The organism is Thalassolituus oleivorans MIL-1, assembly GCF_000355675.1.
Taxonomy (GTDB): Bacteria; Pseudomonadota; Gammaproteobacteria; order Pseudomonadales; family Oceanobacteraceae; genus Thalassolituus; species Thalassolituus oleivorans.
Genome location: NC_020888.1, coordinates 1229632 through 1247484 on the forward strand (window position 1 = coordinate 1229632; position 17853 = coordinate 1247484).

The 17853-nt window shown below is 44.8% G+C and carries 16 protein-coding genes; 12 read left to right on the plus strand and 4 right to left on the minus strand.

The features are described from left to right. The first annotated feature begins 14 nt into the window (after nucleotides 1-14). Entirely contained in the window at nucleotides 15-1979 is a 1965-nt protein-coding gene (locus TOL_RS05575; protein ID WP_223248657.1) for an ATP-binding cassette domain-containing protein, read from the plus strand. Then, nucleotides 1976-2452 (plus strand): hypothetical protein, encoded by a 477-nt coding sequence (locus TOL_RS05580; protein ID WP_015486320.1) that lies wholly within the window; start codon nucleotides 1976-1978, stop codon nucleotides 2450-2452. Before TOL_RS05575 ends, TOL_RS05580 begins: the two co-directional genes overlap by 4 nt. Before the next feature lie 75 nt (nucleotides 2453-2527). On the opposite strand, the gene TOL_RS05585 is transcribed toward TOL_RS05580, so the two are convergent. Continuing rightward, on the minus strand, nucleotides 2528-3322 hold the full coding sequence (locus tag TOL_RS05585) for a hypothetical protein (RefSeq protein ID WP_015486321.1): 795 nt from the start codon (nucleotides 3320-3322) through the stop codon (nucleotides 2528-2530). A gap of 368 nt (nucleotides 3323-3690) precedes the next feature. On the opposite strand from TOL_RS05585, the gene fadB reads away from it, so the two are divergent. The 8 genes from fadB (at nucleotide 3691) to TOL_RS05630 (ending at nucleotide 13483) form a co-directional block, all read left to right on the plus strand. Then, nucleotides 3691-5838, plus strand: a complete 2148-nt coding sequence (gene fadB / locus TOL_RS05590) for a fatty acid oxidation complex subunit alpha FadB (protein ID WP_015486322.1) — start codon at nucleotides 3691-3693, stop codon at nucleotides 5836-5838. A gap of 24 nt (nucleotides 5839-5862) precedes the next feature. Next, nucleotides 5863-7038 carry an acetyl-CoA C-acyltransferase FadA gene (gene fadA, locus TOL_RS05595; protein ID WP_015486323.1) on the plus strand — a complete coding sequence of 392 codons (1176 nt, stop codon included), beginning with the start codon at nucleotides 5863-5865 and terminating at the stop codon, nucleotides 7036-7038. 226 nt (nucleotides 7039-7264) lie between these two features. Continuing rightward, complete coding sequence (locus TOL_RS18215) at nucleotides 7265-8110, plus strand: DUF6160 family protein (RefSeq protein ID WP_015486324.1); 846 nt, start codon at nucleotides 7265-7267, stop codon at nucleotides 8108-8110. A 528-nt stretch (nucleotides 8111-8638) separates the two neighbouring features. Then, nucleotides 8639-9094 carry a hypothetical protein gene (locus TOL_RS05605; RefSeq protein ID WP_015486325.1) on the plus strand — a complete coding sequence of 152 codons (456 nt, stop codon included), beginning with the start codon at nucleotides 8639-8641 and terminating at the stop codon, nucleotides 9092-9094. 29 nt (nucleotides 9095-9123) lie between these two features. Beyond that, nucleotides 9124-9900: a hypothetical protein gene (locus TOL_RS05610; protein ID WP_041588412.1), complete on the plus strand. Its 777-nt coding sequence runs from the start codon at nucleotides 9124-9126 to the stop codon at nucleotides 9898-9900. Nucleotides 9901-9949: 49 nt separating this feature from the next. Continuing rightward, entirely contained in the window at nucleotides 9950-10402 is a 453-nt protein-coding gene (locus TOL_RS05615) for a hypothetical protein (protein ID WP_015486327.1), read from the plus strand. A gap of 151 nt (nucleotides 10403-10553) precedes the next feature. Next, nucleotides 10554-12227: an AIPR family protein gene (locus TOL_RS05620; RefSeq protein WP_015486328.1), complete on the plus strand. Its 1674-nt coding sequence runs from the start codon at nucleotides 10554-10556 to the stop codon at nucleotides 12225-12227. A 72-nt stretch (nucleotides 12228-12299) separates the two neighbouring features. Beyond that, nucleotides 12300-13483 (plus strand): IS3 family transposase gene (locus TOL_RS05630; RefSeq protein WP_144055335.1). Its coding sequence is split into 2 segments (ribosomal slippage): nucleotides 12300-12588 and nucleotides 12588-13483, totalling 1185 coding nucleotides; the frame shifts between segments, so codons are not numbered across the junction. Nucleotides 13484-13637: 154 nt separating this feature from the next. Here TOL_RS05630 and TOL_RS05635 read toward each other — a convergent pair. Together TOL_RS05635 and TOL_RS05640 are read right to left on the minus strand one after the other, a co-directional pair. Further along, a complete protein-coding gene (locus tag TOL_RS05635; protein ID WP_015486331.1) occupies nucleotides 13638-14150 on the minus strand; it encodes a cytochrome b/b6 domain-containing protein in 513 nt (170 codons plus the stop codon). Then, nucleotides 14151-14435, minus strand: coding sequence for a PepSY domain-containing protein (locus TOL_RS05640; protein ID WP_015486332.1), 285 nt, complete (start codon nucleotides 14433-14435; stop codon nucleotides 14151-14153). Nucleotides 14436-14657: 222 nt separating this feature from the next. Between TOL_RS05640 and TOL_RS05645 the strand changes: the two genes are divergently transcribed. Together TOL_RS05645 and TOL_RS05650 are read left to right on the plus strand one after the other, a co-directional pair. Beyond that, nucleotides 14658-15212, plus strand: a complete 555-nt coding sequence (locus TOL_RS05645; protein WP_015486333.1) for a flavodoxin family protein — start codon at nucleotides 14658-14660, stop codon at nucleotides 15210-15212. A 145-nt stretch (nucleotides 15213-15357) separates the two neighbouring features. Then, on the plus strand, nucleotides 15358-16428 hold the full coding sequence (locus tag TOL_RS05650; protein ID WP_015486334.1) for an alkene reductase: 1071 nt from the start codon (nucleotides 15358-15360) through the stop codon (nucleotides 16426-16428). Nucleotides 16429-16565: 137 nt separating this feature from the next. On the opposite strand, the gene TOL_RS05655 is transcribed toward TOL_RS05650, so the two are convergent. Further along, the gene (locus tag TOL_RS05655) at nucleotides 16566-17819 is read right to left on the minus strand and encodes a TIGR03862 family flavoprotein (RefSeq protein WP_015486335.1); all 1254 of its coding nucleotides are present in this window, start codon (nucleotides 17817-17819) and stop codon (nucleotides 16566-16568) included. Nucleotides 17820-17853 lie beyond the last annotated feature (34 nt).

The following is a 17853-nucleotide window of genomic DNA, read 5'->3' on the forward strand; positions in this document are numbered from 1 at the left end:
AACACCTCCTTCTTATGGCTCAGTGCTGTTACCATGGCGTTTTTTCACGCGAAGCGAATATTTTCATGGTGTTAGTGCGTCTGTTGCAGGTCGAGTTAGCGTTTGGCGACCACGTCCTGCTAAACAAGGTTGATTTGGATATCCATTCTGGCGAACGAGTGTGTATCGTTGGTCGCAACGGTGAGGGTAAGTCGACGTTATTAAAAGTGCTTACTCGGGAAATCAGCCCTGATGACGGGCGCGTTCAGCACCGCGACATGTTGCGTACAGCAACACTGCAGCAAGAGCTACCAAAAGCAGAAGACATCGCTGTTTATGATGTGGTGGCTCAAGGTTTAGGTGATGTCGGTAAAGTCATTGCCGAATATCACGAAGAAATCGCCAAAGGTATGGATACCAATATGAATCGCCTTGAGCGATTGCAAACCGAGATTGAAGCCAATGATGGCTGGCGACTGCAGCAAAGAGTGGACGCTATCATTCAAAAGCTAAACCTACCGGAAGAAGCTCGGTTTAACGAACTGTCTGGTGGTTGGCAGCGACGAGTCATGTTAGCTCGTGCTTTGGTTACAGAGCCTGATGTGTTAATTCTCGACGAGCCGACCAACCATATGGACGTGCCGACGATTGAATGGCTAGAAGAACAGCTTAAACAGTTCAATGGTGCTTTGGTATTTATCAGTCACGATAGAGCCTTCGTACAAGCACTCGCCACTCGCATTATTGATCTTGATCGCGGCCATATTTATAGCTGGGATGGCGATTACCGCAGCTTTATTGAATACCGCGAAAAACGTCTTGAAGAAGAAGAAACGCAAAACGCGTTATTCGACAAGCGTTTAGCCGAAGAAGAAAAATGGATTCGCCAAGGCGTAAAAGCTCGCCGTACTCGTAATGAAGGACGAGTGTTACGTCTTAAAGAAATGCGTAATGAACGTTCTGCACGACGCAATCAAGTCGGCACCGCTAACATCAGCATGAGTGCGGCCGAGTCGTCTGGTAAGCAAGTATTCGAAATTGATGACATCAGCTATGCATGGAAAGACATCCAGCAAGTGAATCACTTCTCTTCCAAAGTTATACGCGGTGATCGTATTGGTTTGGTTGGTCCGAACGGGGTGGGTAAGAGTACGTTGTTAAAGCTGTTGCTGGGTAACTTGCAACCTCAGAGCGGTAGTATTCGTTTAGGAACGAAACTGGAAGTTTCTTACTTCGATCAGTCGCGTCATCAATTGGATGGTGATCGCTCGATTGCAGATAACGTATCCGATGGTCGTGATCAAGTGGAAGTGAATGGTCAGAGCCGTCACATTATTGGTTATTTAGGTGACTTCCTGTTCTCAGGCGCACGCGCACGTACTCCTGTTAAAGCGCTGTCGGGTGGTGAACGTAACCGCGTATTGCTGGCTAAGTTATTTCTTAAACCGTGCAATTTATTGGTTATGGATGAGCCAACCAACGACCTTGATGTTGAAACCTTAGAATTGCTTGAAGAACGGTTGTTGGAATACCAAGGCACCTTGCTTTTGGTAAGCCATGACCGTGCCTTCCTTGATAGCGTAGTAACCCATCTTTGGGTCTTTGGTGAAAATGGTCAAATCGAAGAGCACGTTGGTGGTTATTCTGACTGGCAGAACTGGTTAAAAACTCAGCCCGCAGAAGAGCAAAATAAAGCCGCTAAACATGCAGCTTCGGCCAAGCCTGATCCAAAGAAAACTGAGTCGGTTAGCGCGCCTCAAGCGGCAACTGAGCGCAAAAAACTATCGTATAAATTGCAACGCGAACTCGACAATCTGCCGCAGGATATAGCCAAAGCAGAAGCAAAGCGCGATGAGCTAGCGGCTCAATCGAGCGCGGCGGATTTCTATAACGGTGACCCTGAAACCATTCAAAAAACCTTAGCAGCGTTAGTTGATGCTGAAGCCGCAATAGAAGCTCTTGAAGAGCGTTGGTTAGAGCTTGAGGCAATGACCGAATGATTTGGCCTGTTGTTATTCTCGTAGTGCTTGTCGTATTTGGTTCTGTTTATTGGATGAAACCAAGCCCTCGAGATACCCGCCTTGCCGCGCTGCGTCTCGATGCGATTAAGCGAGGGCTGCATGTACGCCAATTTAAGTTTAAACCGGAGTCGGCAAAAAACGGCGTACGCGATGAGGTTTGGGGTACAAGCTTCACCTACGTAAGACCTGGTCGACAACAGGGGGGCGAATTGCGTTTTCGCGTGGTCGGGCAAGCGGCTTGGGATAGTGAAGGTTTACCCGAGGGGCTGGCGTGGCATGATAAAGGAACGCCTGCGGAGGCGGCTTTGCTGTGCGAGAAAATCGGTACTTTAAATGATGAAATAATCATGATGGAAGTATTTGAAAATCGCGCCACCATAATGACGGCCGAACATAAAGCTGCAACCGCTGAATCCTACGAGCAGTTTTTAAAAGCCTTCCTCCCCGAGTAACGGTTTTTTATTTGGTTGAGCTAGATAACAAAAAGCCCTCATTTCGAGGGCTTTTTGTTGGGCTAGGCATCACCATTATTTGTGGTATAAATCATCCAGTTCTTGCAAATGTCCGACGATGCGATCGTTGTAGCTCACCACTAAAAAGGGCACGCTGTTCTCGTTGTAATTACGAATAGAGCGTTCCATAAAGCTCCACTTGCTACCAATACTGTCGAGAATTACCTGACTTCTTTTATCTTTCGCCATCTCCTTTAGCGCTAAATAATCCAGCTGAAATTTATCCGCCATTTCGGTGAGTGTTTGTTTTTGGACACCAAGAAATACTTGCCCCAGAACACTCGTTCCCCGAGCTGCGTATTGCGACGTGATTTCTTCCATTAGCAGTGCCATGTTACGGGCTTGCTGCACGATGGCAGGTGGTGCCATACCGCTAGTAGAGGCTAATTTTGCATACGAGCTGGATATCAGGTTAACCAACGCGAGTGATTTTCTGCCCATATCATCTACTAACCGTACATTGGGATAGCCAACATTGAGCATATCTGCGCGATTGTTATTTGTTAGCTGTTTGAATTCTGCCCAGTCGTGTTCGATGGTCGCGACTTCATCTACCAAGCCGATGGCTTGAGCTTGCAGGCTAACTTGCTCAAGTGATGCCTCAAAGCGTTCAAAGTTGGTGTCGATGCGTTGAGCGTATTTACTATCGGCATCGAGCCCAGAAAACATATAAAAGCTAGTTACCGCGTTGGTTGCAGCTAAACGCATGGTTTGCATTTCAACCAGAATCGTTTGCGGATCAGCTCGCAATAGCGGGCTGAATAGTAGAATGGCTAAGGTAAAAAACAGACTTGTTACTAATTTATTCATAGGTATCTACTTATTATTTTTGAAAGTATCAGCTCTTCTCACAACCTGAGTGTATGAAATCTAATGCCTTCTCCATATAGGACATTACAATACGTAACAAAATAGACGAAAAATGCTGTCATTGCTGCGTATCAAGCCCTTACTACACCACTCATGACAGCATTTGTGACGGAGTTGGCTAAGGTGGCTATTTATTGAGCGCGTCTTGACTTTCAGGCCGCTTTCTAAGAAGGTGTGCGTTCGGATTCAAACGCTTGTATGAATTGTTCGATTTCTGAACACCAAAAGCCGTTGTTTCACCAACCGGCAAACTGTTGGCTCGCATAAGCAGGCCAACCAATAGCTAACCACCATGTGGAGATCAGTTGATGATTTACGAAGGTAAAGCCATCACGGTAACTATGATCGAAGGCGGCATCGCCGAATTGAAATTCGATCTACAAGGCGACTCTGTTAACAAGTTTAACCGTGTAACCCTGGAAGACCTTAAGGCATCTGTAGAAGCAATCCAAGGTAACAGCGACGTTAAAGGCGTTCTTGTTACTTCTGGCAAAGACGTTTTCATCGTAGGCGCGGACATCACCGAATTCGGTGAAGCGTTCAAGCAAAGCGAAGAAGAAATCGCAGCTTGGGGCTTAGAAGCTAACAAAATCTTCAGCGCTATCGAAGATCTGCCAGTTCCAACCCTGACTGCTATCAATGGCATCGCATTGGGTGGCGGTTTTGAAATGTGTTTGTCGACTGACCTACGTGTTATGTCTGACAAAGCAAAGGTGGGTCTGCCAGAAGTTAAGTTAGGCTTAATGCCAGGCTTCGGCGGTACTGTTCGTCTGCCACGCGTTATCGGCGCAGACAATGCCATCGAATGGATCTGCATGGGCGCAGAGAACAAGCCAGAAAAAGCACTGAAAGACGGTGCTGTTGATTCTGTTGTTACTGCCGACAAGCTGAAAGAAGTATCTATTGCTATGTTGCAATCTGCGATTGCAGGCGAAATCAACTGGCAAGCTCGTCGTGAAGAGAAAACATCTAAGTTGAAACTCGACACGCTAGAGCAAATGATGGTTTTCGAAACCGCTAAAGGTTTCGTTGCTGGCCAAACCAAAGGTCACTACCCAGCGCCAATCGTTGCAATCAAGTCTATGCAGAAAGCTGCAAACTTTGGTCGTGACAAAGCGCTAGAAGTAGAAGCTAAAGGTTTCGCACAACTGGCTAAAACATCTGAAAGCAATGCATTGATCGGTTTGTTCATGAACGATCAGTTGTTGAAGAAAAAAGCCAAAGATTACGACAAAGCGGCTAAGCCTACTAACATGGCAGCTGTATTAGGCGCAGGCATCATGGGTGGCGGTATTGCTTACCAGTCAGCCTTGAAAGGCACGCCTATCTTAATGAAAGATATCGCTGAAGCAGGTATCGAGTTGGGCTTGAACGAAGCCAACAAACTGCTTTCTAAGCGTGTAGAACGTAAGAAAATGAAGCCAGCTCAAATGGGTGAAGCGTTAAACCGCATTCGTCCTACTTTGACTTACGGCGATTTCGGTAACGTAGACACCGTAGTAGAAGCGGTTGTTGAAAACCCGAAAGTTAAGAAAATGGTATTGGCTGAACTAGAAGATAACGTTCGTCCCGACACCATCATCACATCTAACACATCAACGATTTCTATCGATTTGTTGGCTGCTGATCTTAAGCGTCCTGAAAACTTCTTGGGTATGCACTTCTTTAACCCAGTAAACATGATGCCATTGGTAGAAATTATTCGCGGTGCGAAGACGTCTCCAGAAGCCGTTGCTACTGTGGTTTCATACGCTAAGAAAATGGGCAAAACACCAATCGTTGTTAACGATTGCCCTGGTTTCTTAGTTAACCGCGTATTGTTCCCTTACTTCGCTGGTTTCGCAGGCTTGGTTCGTCACGGTGCTGACTTCCAAACTGTTGATAAAGTGATGGAGAAGTTCGGTTTCCCAATGGGTCCAGCTTACTTGCTAGACGTTGTTGGTATCGACACTGGTCACCATGCAAACGAAGTGATGGCAGAAGGTTTCCCAGATCGCATGAAGGCTGACTTCAAGTCGGCAATGGATGTGATGTACGAAGAAAACCGTCTTGGCCAGAAAAACGGTAAAGGTTTCTACGTTTATGAAACTGATGCCAAAGGTAAGCCTAAGAAGACTGTTGACGCTGGCGTTTACGACCTACTCAAGCCAGTGGTTGCAGAAAGCCGTGAATTCACTAACGAAGAACTGATCGAGCGCATGATGATCCCAATGTGCATCGAAATCGCTCGCTGCTTGGAAGAGGGTATCGTTGATACACCAGCCGAAGCAGATATGGGCTTGATCTTCGGTATCGGCTTCCCTCCATTCCGTGGTGGTGCGTGCCGTTACATGGATTCTCTAGGTATGGCTAACTTCGTTGCTTCATGCGACAAGTACGCTGAACTGGGTAATCTGTACAAACCAACCGATCGTATGCGTGAAATGGCTGCGAACGGCGAAAGCTACTTCGGTTAATAGGCGCACTAGGAGAAATATCACATGTCTTACAATCCAAAAGACGTTGTAGTAGTAGATGCAGTGCGCTCACCAATGGGTCGTTCCAAAGGTGGCGTATTCCGCAATGTTCGCGCGGAAACTATCTCTGCTAACGTAATCAACGCACTGTTCGAACGTAACCCAGGCGTAAGCCCGGCGCTCGTTGAAGACATCATCTGGGGCTGTGTAAACCAGACTCTAGAACAAGGCTTTAACGTTGCACGTCAGATCGGTCTGATGACTGTTGTACCTAAAGAAGCGGGTGCACAAACTGTTAACCGTTTGTGCGGTTCAGCCATGTCAGCAATCCATACTGCTGCTCAAGCAATTCAAACTGGTAACGGCGATGTGTTCGTTGTTGGCGGTGTTGAGCACATGGGTCACGTAAACATGCAACATGGTTTCGACCACAACCCAGAAGCCTCTAAGTTCTCTGCGAAAGCATCGAACATGATGGGTTTAACAGCTGAAATGTTGGGCAAAATGCACGGCATTACTCGTCAACAACAAGATGAGTTCGCAGCACGTTCGCATCGTCTAGCGCAAAAAGCGACTGACGAAGGCAAGTTCAAGAACGAGATCGTTCCTATGTTCGGCCACGATGCAGACGGTAAAGAAATCCTAGTGACTCAAGACGAAACTATCCGTCCTGAAACCACTGCAGAAAGCCTAGGCAAGCTACGCCCAGCATTCGATCCTAAGAGCGGTACCGTTACTGCGGGTACTTCTTCACAGATCACTGATGGTGCGTCAGCTATGTTGCTGATGAGCTACGAAAAAGCGATGGAACTTGGTCTTAAGCCACGTGCTCGTATCGTAGCTATGGCAGTTGCCGGTGTTGACGCTGCAATCATGGGCTACGGCCCAGTACCAGCGACTAAGAAAGCACTTAAGCGTGCTGGCTTAGAAACTACCGACATCGACTACTGGGAATTGAACGAAGCATTTGCTGCTCAATCTCTACCATGTGTTAAAGATCTTAAGCTGAAAGAAATCGCTGAAGACCGCATTAACATTCATGGTGGTGCGATCGCACTGGGTCACCCACTGGGTTGTTCAGGCGCTCGTATTTCAACCACACTGATCAACGTTCTAGAACAGAACAATGGTAAGTATGGTGTGAGCACTATGTGTATTGGTTTGGGTCAGGGTATTGCGACCGTTTGGGAACGCATGTAATTCTGACGTCAGACGAATAAAAAAAACCGGCCTTGTGCCGGTTTTTTTATGGGTGAAATATGGTTGAGCAATACCAAACTTTTAGCAAAGCTGGGCCGTACAGGTAAGAGCGCATCTTATGCGCGAAGGCTTTGATACAAAAACTTGGTTTCTGGCGCATTCTGACCCTAGATTACAATAGTTAACAACCGTAAACTAAGCCCATAATAACTATCAAGGAAGGCCAGTGAAATTACCTCTATTATCCTGTCTCGTACTTTTAACACCTGTTTCTGCCTTTGCTGAACTAGTTCCTGCGTCTGACTTTGAGTTGTCCAATGCCACTGGTCAGGCTGGTGTGGATCTAACTCTCGATTTCGATCTAACCATTGGTGAAATTAAATATACCGATGACGACGTATTCGATGGCGGCTCGTTATCTGTTTCTGGCGTTACCTTAGGTGGTGGTGCAGGCCGTACAACCCTATTTGGCGAAGCCGTTACCAATACCTCTCGTATTGATAACCTCACCTTCGCGATTGATGTCGACAGCACGGGTGCTCTAGTTATTGATGGCGGCTCTAACGGCGCCAATGGCGAACAGTTTGTTGATTTCAACATTCATGTTGACCAAGTAGCGTTGAAAAACGCATCTAACCAAGTAGGTGCAGTGCTAGTTGATAGCATGAATATCTACGGTGCGCTTGGACAGTTCAGAACCGTGATTTCAGAACAAGAATGGCAGTTCAACGGCCTTCCGGTTAATCGCACAACCATCACAGGTGACCTTAGCTTTGGTATTGATGATCTTGATCTCGATTTAAGCTCTATGTTGGGTGTGCAGATATATGATGCCGTCTTACTCGGTGGTGACTATATCGACGACACGCCAGGTTCAAGCTTAGCCAGCTTCCATTATGCAATTGCCGCTTTTGATGAAGGTGTAGGAATAGATTTTAAAGGCGGCGCTGCTGGCCAAAACGTTTTCGATCTTGTAATGCCAACCGTATATGTCGGTAATGGTTTAATCGGCGGTATTACCTTAGACGACGTATCTATTCGCGGTGTTGATTTGTTTATTGCTGGTCACTAAACGCAACAGTATTTGTTTAATAAAAAACCGGCTTCGGCCGGTTTTTTTGTGGGTGAAATGCAATTAGCAAAACCAAACGTTGAGCAAAGTTAAGCCGTGCCTGTAGGAGCGCATCTTATGCGCGAAGGCTGTACCCATTAAAGCGCATAAACTGACGTATATCAGTGAGGAATTTGCTCTTGGCCATCCGTGACCTCCAATTGTAAATATATACTGTTCATATATACAGTATATTTTTACAAAGGCAAGAAACTGTGGCACACTTTACAAATCGGGTTGCACGCTTTGCCAGTGGGTGATAGCTTAAACTCCACTTAAATCAGTAAGTTACAAACTTGGTTTACAAGTTAGTGTGCCATACAAAACCGAAATAGTGTGCGCGCACACTTTCACAGAATGGATTATTAGTGTAATGGAATATGCCCCTTTTAAAACAATGAGTTACGGTAAAATCGGAACTTTGTCAAAACCGGCAAAGTGTGCCAGTACACTATTAAGCTGTTAAGTGTCCTCCATAAAGGTAACACCGTGAAAACTTACAATCTCGAAAAACGCGACGAAGTTTCAGCGTTCTGTTTAAATGTACGAGCCACGGGTGGTACATTAACACTACCTGAACTTAAACAATGCAGAGACCAGTTATCAAAAATTGGCAATATTAATCCAATTTATAAAGATTTAATCTCTGAGGTAAGTAAAACCTCAATCTATCTACATCAATTGATAGAGGATAAAACCCCTTGGTACAACACTAAACCTTTCTATATAGCTATTTCTGGTGTAATACTGACTGCAATATTTTCCCTCGCAATCACTTTTTATCTGTTAAGAGTGGAACAAGGATTGACACAACACACCCAACAAGAAATCCTACAAAAACCACTACAAGCACAGGACTCATCAAAACCTCCTATAAATATTCAAAATCCAACACTTAACAAGACAAGTAACACGGACGGCGGTAAAGCTGCCTCCGGTTCTTGAGGCGTTAAGCAATCAATGGAGATACATAATTGATCGACGAAAGTAATCCAGCAGGAAGACTTCATAAAATACTAACACAGGCCAAAAACCGTCCAGATCAAGAGAAGGTACGTAAGGTCTGGGCGACTGTTTTAGATGTAGAGGAAAACGATGTAATAGTTACAAAGGCTGTGGTGGAGTTGTATACACTTTCAAACGAAATTCAGTCATTGATAAAGATGAATAATAATCTAAACCATGATTTATACCTGAAGTCATTTAACAGAATAAATAATGCCTTCTTCCCTCTGAATCTTGGAGCGGACTGGAAGCCTGTCAAAGGGCACTTAACTGAAGAGTCTCTTACACGGCTGCAGTTTTGCGCAGAAGAACTATCCACGTTTTACACAGAAGACACTCTTTCCGATGAAGATCTAAAAGAGATAATCGAGAAGACAGAAGAACTTTTTAGCGCAGTATATGCGTCTAGTCTTCCTGATGCATTGCGATTATCTCTTTTGGAAGAGGTAGAGCGCTTAAGAAATTCTATAAGCATGTACAGAATCAAGGGTGCAAAAGGGTTAAAAGAAGCACTTCAAGGAACAATTGGCGCCGTCGTTGCAAATCAGCAAGACTTAAAGGATTCTTCTAAAGATAATCCAGATGTTTTGAAGCGGCTAGGAGAGCTCATTGATAAATTAGATTCTTTCACAGCTAGAGCCCTAAAATTGAAAAAGATGCTGACAAAGCCGATACGTTTTTTTCTTGAGAAAGTAACAGATCCAACGACAGAAGACGTTGATCCTGAAGTTGAACCAGATGCTTAACAAAGCATTCCAGCGGACAAGCCGCTGAATGCGGCGTTAAGGCTCAATCATGAAGCATCTATTCTTTCTTACAATTTTACTTTCGTTAAGCCCATTTTCTATGGGGTTCGAGGATGGATTTTATAGTACGTCCGGCGGTGAGTGTTCATCTGATTTTATTGAACTTAGATCTGACGAAGGTAGGTATCGGAACTTTTCTAAAAGAGAAGATAGTTTTTCCTTGATGTTCGATAAATACAGTATTGATAAAAATGGGGTAATGATTTTAAAAATGGGAGGCTATGAATTCTCAGTAGAACCCTCTGAGAATGGTGTTTATCCCATGTATTCATACTATGAAGGGAATAAAAGACAGCAGGCAACGTCGCTTCATAAGTGCAAATCCTTTGATAGCGATGTGTTGAAAATATATACAGACATTGTGGCTTTTTCAAAAAAGTATCCCGGAGTTAATTTTGGTGTGGGGCATAGCTCTAGCTTTAAAGTAAGGCCCGATGGCTAATGCCTTAACAAACGCAAACACTCGGACCGTATTTAAGCTGTCTTCGTTTTTGCAAAAGGGCCGCAAAAACGCAGCCATCTCAAATCCGTCCGGTGTTGCGGGCGTTAGCTCCTTTGAGGGCGTACCACCATCAAGTTAATAAGGAATAAAGATGGCTCAAAAAACAAATGATCAAATAATTCTTGAGCAAATCATCAAGGAGCGATGCGCCGAATCTGGTGATGAACTGACTGTATCAGAGTATTTTGAAATCTATTCGGCCTCTGAAATACTTAAGAATTATGATCTTACCTACGACGACATTTCATACGGGATAGTAGGTGATGGAGGAGATGGTGGTATTGATTCAATCTATACATTTATTAATGGCGAGCCATTAAAAGAAGATACATCAGTAAATACCAATCAGAAAAAAAATCATATTGAATTGATTATAATTCAGTCAAAAACTTCGGCGTCCTTTAAAGAAGATGCCGTAATCAAATTCAGGGAATCAGCCCAGGACTTGTTTAATCTAGCGAACAATCCGGACGATTATGCCGAGCGCTATAACGCAGACCTGATTGACAAGGTAAAGCTTTTTAGAGACTCCTATTCAAAACTAGCTAAGACATTTCCAAAAATAGAAATACGATATTTTTACGCGACTCAAGGTGACGATGTTCATCCAAATGTCTCTGGTAAAGTGCCGAAATTGCAGGAAGACATTGTCAAGATGTTTGGAGGTGCTGAGTTTTCTTTCGAATTTATTGGTGCATCAGAACTTCTTGAGATGACGAGAAATGTTCCTTCTACTTCAAGAGTCCTGGAAGTGGCTGAATCACCAATTGGTACGACCGCTGGTAGTTATCTATGTTTAGTGAGCTTGTCAAAATACTACGAGTTTATATCTGATTCTGGATCGTTGGCGCGAAGCATTTTCGAATCAAATGTCAGAGATTATCAAGGTAGTGTTGTCGTCAATACTGGCATACGAAAGACGCTTGAAAATAAGGATTCAGAGAATTTTTGGTATCTAAATAATGGTGTGACTATCATAACACCCAAAGCAGTAATGGCTGGTAAACAGCTTACAATTGAAGACCCTCAAATTGTTAATGGGCTTCAGACATCACATGAAATATACCAGTACTTCTCGCAGCTCGAAAGTCACGAGGGCGATGAAAGAGCAGTGCTTGTAAGGGTGATCTGTGAAGAAGATGAAGAAGCGAGAGACAGGATTATACGAGCAACTAACAGTCAAACATCCATCCCACCTGCATCATTAAGAAGCTCTGATGATATCCATAGAAATATTGAAGACTTTCTTAAGTCAAATGGCTATTACTATGATAGAAAGAAGAACTTTTATAAAAATCAAGGAATGCCTGTTTCTAAGATAATTAGCATTTCTTATATGGCACAGGCGATGATGGCTATCATGATGTTGAAGCCTGATAGCGCAAGGGCTCGTCCTTCGACACTGATAAATTCAGATGTGGAATACAAGAAAATATTTAGCTTAGACAAACCAATTGATATATACCTGAAAGCTATTCAAATACTGAAAGCAACCGAAACATATCTCAAGCCAGAAAATTGTGAGACTCAATTAGAAAGAAAAACGATTACTAATATCAAGTTTTATGTGGCGATGATTGCGAGCATTAAAATAGCAGGATCATCGCAAGAGATAGAGAAAAAACTTTCAGAGTTGCCGAACGTAGAGGTATCTAACGAAATTCTTAGTGATTCACTTCAAGTGGTGCTTGAGAAGTTTAATGAATTAGGCGCAACCGACCAAGTTGCAAAGGGCTCGGCTCTTGTAGCTAAGCTCCTGAGCTAACAAGTTGCTGCACGCGGACACTGATCTTCCCCCGATTTAACGGACACCAACATCTAACAGATGAGGTGTCCAATGCCAAAATATACAAAGCCAAGAAAGACGTGGCAGTACTCAAATGAATTCAAAGTTAAAGCCGTTCAGTTGAGTTTGATTGAAGGTATTCAGGTTAAAGAAGTTGCCGTTACTCTCGACATTCATCCGTTTATGCTGTCACGATGGCGAAAAGAATATCGTGAAGGCAAAATCGTGGCAGATAAACGAAAGAAAGTAACTGAAGTATCTTCTAAGCAAGAGAAGGAACTCTCGAAAGTTAAGCGATTAGAAGCTGAAAATCGCAAGCTTAAGCAGGAGAATGACCTACTAAAAAAGTGGCAACGGTTTCTTGCGGAGGAACATCAGCAAGGTATCGATTCATCGAAAGATTCGGATTAGATCTGGGGATTAAATCGTTGTGCTTTTTGCTCGGTGTCTCTCGAAGCGGTTATTACGATTGGCGTAAGCGCGAAGATTCGAGCCGCACAAGTGAAGATGCACTACTAAAGATTGAAATTCAGAAAGTGTATGACAAGGTCGAAGGGCGCTACGGCAGCCCTAGAGTTTGGAAAGCAGTGCAAAACCAAGGATTTTGCGTCAGCAGGAAGCGTATAGCGCGCTTGATGCAAGAGATGGGCTTAATCGCGCGCGTTACTCGAGTAACCTACCGAGCACCCGGCATGAGGCGTTTCCTTGCCTCCGGTGAAAATCTGAGATCAGATGGTGCCGTGCCTGAAGCAAAGAACAAAGTATGGGTTGCTGATGTGACGTATCTCAAAGTAAAGAAGCAGTGGCATTACTTGTCAGCGGTCATGGATCTTCACTCAAGGCGCATTGTTGGTTGGAGCTTAGATACGAAAAGAACGACGGAAGTAACCAAAAGAACATTGGCAACTGCTATAAAGAAAAGAAAGCCAGAGAAGGGACTTATGCTGCACACGGATCGAGGTGTTGAGTACAGAGGGGCTGAATACCAAAAGGATCTTAAACGGCATGGCATCTTCCATAGTTTGAGCCGCCCAGGTAAATGTACCGACAATGCTCATATGGAATCATTCTTTCATACATTGAAAGCAGAATTAATCCGATGCACGAACTTCCAATCAGGCGAAGAATTGAAGTATGCTTTGGGACGTTACATTAATGATTTTTATAATCGAACGCGGCTGCATTCAGGGATTGGTTATTGTTCACCGATAGAATACGAGCGAATAGTAGCATGAAAATTCATGTGTCCGTTTTATCGGGGCAAGATCATATCGGCACTGCTCGCTTCGCTTCCCTGAGTACCTCCTACATATATGACGTAGATGATGGTTTTTTATCGCGAAAAAGTTTCGCTCCTACAGATACGACGTCGGTGCTCTACCTTTATTTTTAACGACGAATCATGCGTTTGATCAAGGGCACTTTGTATCGATATTGAATAATCAATACCGCACTAACGTGCACAGCCACGGCTATCATTACGGCATCGGCCGACCAAGCATGTAGGTTTTGTACCCAGTCTTCGCCCCAAAAAGCATCTAAGGTTTGCATCCATCCACTCACTGCAGTGATGAGAAGGGTAAATAGTAAAAATAACACCATGAGGCCGGCAATCGGGTTGTGGCGATTTTCAGTTAGGTGTTTTTTTTGTTCTTGGTTGAAGTTGTTAATGCTGTATTTAAGGCGCTTAATCGTGGGGAAAAAGTCGCTAAAGCGCGCATTTGATGGACCAACAAATCCCCAAATCATGCGAAACGTTAAAATACAGAAGAGGGCATAACCCGCCCACTCATGCCAATCTTCACCTTCTTCTAATAGCCAATAATTAATTAAAAATAGGCTCGCCATTAGCCAATGCCCTAGGCGAATAACGATGTCCCAAGATTGATAGGGCGTTTGCATTTAATCTTCTTTTTTCTTAATGATTTCGCCGGTTTTGGTATCGAAATACACTTCAATTTTAACGAACTCGGTCTTGGCTTCGTTTAAACCCCAGCCGTAAATTTCGTAGCAGTCGCCAGATGTTTGAAATTTCTTAATCGCAAAGCCGTATTCGTTGACGATTTTTTTCTGCATGTCGAGTACGTGTAACCATTCATTTTTTGGGTGTTCTTTACATGCGGCTCCGGCATGTAGGGAGGCACTGAAAAATAGAGCTGTTACAAAGAAGCTAGCAATCTTGAGCATGGGATTACCTTTGGTGGGTCATTTTGGATTTGGTGGTATCTTACATAAACGATAATGATTATCAATAACCATATAAATTTTCGAAAGATTGGTGCGAATTTATGAGATGGATTCGATGGGTACGAGTTATTAATCTGCTTTCAGCAACAGTGATGGCCTAGATACCTATTTAAGCCTAGGTGTTGACGGCAATCGAATGGCTTACCTTATGAGGACTTGAACATGACCAAAACAGTCGTAGTGTATTTTTCTGGATACGGACACACAGAGCACGTAGCAAACTTTGTTATCGACGGTGCGAATGCTGAGGCAATCAAAATCGATAGTAACGGCGACATCACCGATGCCGATTGGGAAACTCTAAACGCGGCGGATGCTATTATCTTTGGTGCGCCAACCTACATGGGTTCAGTGCCGTGGCAGTTTAAGAAGTTTGCCGATGCGACGTCTAAAGCCTGGTTTACCCGCGAATGGCAAGACAAGGTCTTTGGTGGCTTTACCAACAGCGCGAGCTTAAACGGCGATAAGCAAGTCACTATGATCTACTTGCAGACATTAGCGTCACAGCATGGCGGTATTTGGGTTAGCTTAGGTTTGCCACCGGCGAATAAGTTGGCTTCGACGCGTAGTGAAGTTAACAATCTGGGTGGTTCTGTTGGTGTGTTAGTTCAGTCACCTTCGGACGCTGGCAACGACGCTATTCCAGCCGGTGATCTAGAAACCGCGCGATTGTATGGCGAGCGTGTAGCAGCTATTGCCGGTCGGTTAAGTGCCTAACTTGGGGCAAATATTCTAATTTCAATACAAAATTAGTTGCAACTCACTGTTGCTGCCATCCAGCGCTATTGTTCTCTTTGATCGCTTGATGGCCGCCAGTGATGTTCCTATAGTTAGCCGACATTTAAAGCACGACGAGGCTCCCATGACTGCTACACATTCCGCATTATTCTCTAGTATTCAACTTGGCGACCTTGAGCTACCTAATCGGATGCTCATGGCTCCTCTTACTCGTTGTCGTGCTGAAGGGCACCAACCGAATGAACTCATGGCCGAGTATTATTCGCAGCGCGCGAGTGCCGGTTTATTAATTACCGAATGTACTATGGTTATGCCAGGTACATCAGCGTTTGGTAGCGATCCAGGTGTGTATTCGCAAGCGCAAGTCGAAGGCTGGAAGAAAACCACTGATGCTGTACATGCCAACGGTGGTCGAATTTTTATGCAAATTTGGCATGCTGGTCGTGCAGCACATCCATTGCTGAATAATGGCCAAGAAGCCGTTGCACCGAGTGCGATTGCAATCGATGGCGAAACTCATACGCCTGAAGGCAAAAAAGCATACACGGTTCCTCGTGCGCTTACCGAGAGCGAAATTGCTGAGCTGGTTGCTGCATTTAAGCAAGCGGCAGTAAATGCTAAAGCGGCGGGTTTTGATGGTATCGAAGTGCATGCGGCAAACGGCTACATCATCGACCAATTCTTACGCGATGGTAGTAACAAGCGTACGGATAAATACGGTGGTTCGATGGAGAATCGCGCGCGTTTGCTGATCGAGATCTTAACCGCTGTTACTGAGGTATTTGGCGCCGGTCGTGTGGGTGTGCGTTTATCGCCTCTTAATAGCTTCAACGATATGAAAGACAGTGATCCAGTCGCTCTAATTAGTTACTTGGCTGAGCAATTAAACGCCTTCGATTTAGCTTACTTGCATTTAATGCGCGCCGATTTTTTTGGTGTGCAGCAAGCGGATGTTATTACACCTGCGCGTGCAGCCTACAAAGGTAATTTAGTATTAAATATGGGCTACGGTGCTGAAGAAGCAGAAGCCGCGATTGCCGCCGGACAGTTTGATGCGGTTGCATTTGGTACGGGCTTCCTTGCCAACCCAGATTTACCGGCGCGTATTAAAGCGGGTGCTGAGTTAAATACGCCTGACGAAGCGACCTTCTATTCGCCAGGTGCAAAAGGCTATACCGATTATCCAGCTCTTTAAAACGCTTTAAATAGATGTGTTAATACGACTGAAGCCTCCGTAAGGAGGCTTTTTCGTTGAATACAATTTAGTGTGTTCAATAGGCTAAGCGCGAGATTAACAATGAATAAAATTAATCCAAAGAAATTAATGACGTTTTATTTCTGTAACCATTGCACTAAACCCAGACCGGCGCGTTTGCCGGTTGCAAAACAAGCGGTCAGTAAGTAGCCACCGGTAGGGGCTTCCCAGTCCAGCATTTCTCCGGCAACAAAAACCCCAGGTAATTGCTCTAGCATAAGATCGTTATTGGTTGAGTTAAAGCGAACGCCGCCAGCACTGCTGATCGCCTCGTCGATAGGGCGCGTCTGCTGTGGGCGCATTGGCATGGCTTTAATCGCGTTAGCAACATCCGTCGAATTATTATTGTCGAGGGTGGGGCAACATTCTTTTAATAGTGCATTGGTGAGGGCTGGTAAATTTAATTTTTTACGCAACACGTTAGAAAAACTCATGCCTTTGCGCGGCTGGTCGAGTTTTTTGATGATTTGCTCTACTGTCATATTCGGCAACCAGTCGAGGAAAAACTCGGCTGTTTTTTCGCCATTGGTATCAATAAGATCGCGCAGCGGCGCGCTAATAGCGTAAATCAAACTGCCTTCAATGCCATATTCGCTGAGGACAAATTCTCCTTTTTTGTATTCGGTATTGCCATTTTTATCGGTAATTGAAACCGCGATATTTTTAAGCGGCGTACCGGCGAAACGTTCGCGAATAAAGTCACTCCACGGTATCTCAAAGCCACAATTCGTGGGTTTAAGCGGGGCAATATCAACCTGCATCTGCGCAAGCGGCTCACACCAGCGACCATCCGATCCGAGCTTCGCCCAGCTGGCACCGCCTAAGGCTAAAACGACAGCATCGAACTGATGAGTTACTTCGCCATCGGGCGTGGCAAATACCCAGCCATCTTGAGGGGTGTTGTTGTTCCAGCCTGTCCAGCGATGACGCGGATGAAAGGTAACGCCGGAGCTACGCAAACGGTGCAACCAAGCACGCAGTAACGGTGCGGCTTTCATATCGGTGGGGAAAACGCGTTGCGAGGTGCCAACAAAGGTATCTACTCCAAGCGCATGAATCCATGCGCGCAATTCTAGTGGAGGAAGATCATCTAATATCGGCTTAAGCTGACTTTGCGCGCCGCCATAGCGGGTAACTAAAGTGTCGTAGTCTTCGGCATGGGTGATGTTCATACCGCCAATGCCTGCCAATAAGAATTTGCGTGCAACACTGGGCATCGCATCAAACACGTCGACCGCTAATCCGGCGTTGGCTATATGCTCTGCTGCCATTAGGCCTGCAGGGCCAGCACCGATGACGGCAATGCGTTGGGCGGATGCTGGAGAGGCCATAAAACAGTGTCCTAGGAATATTAGGCGCGCAGTT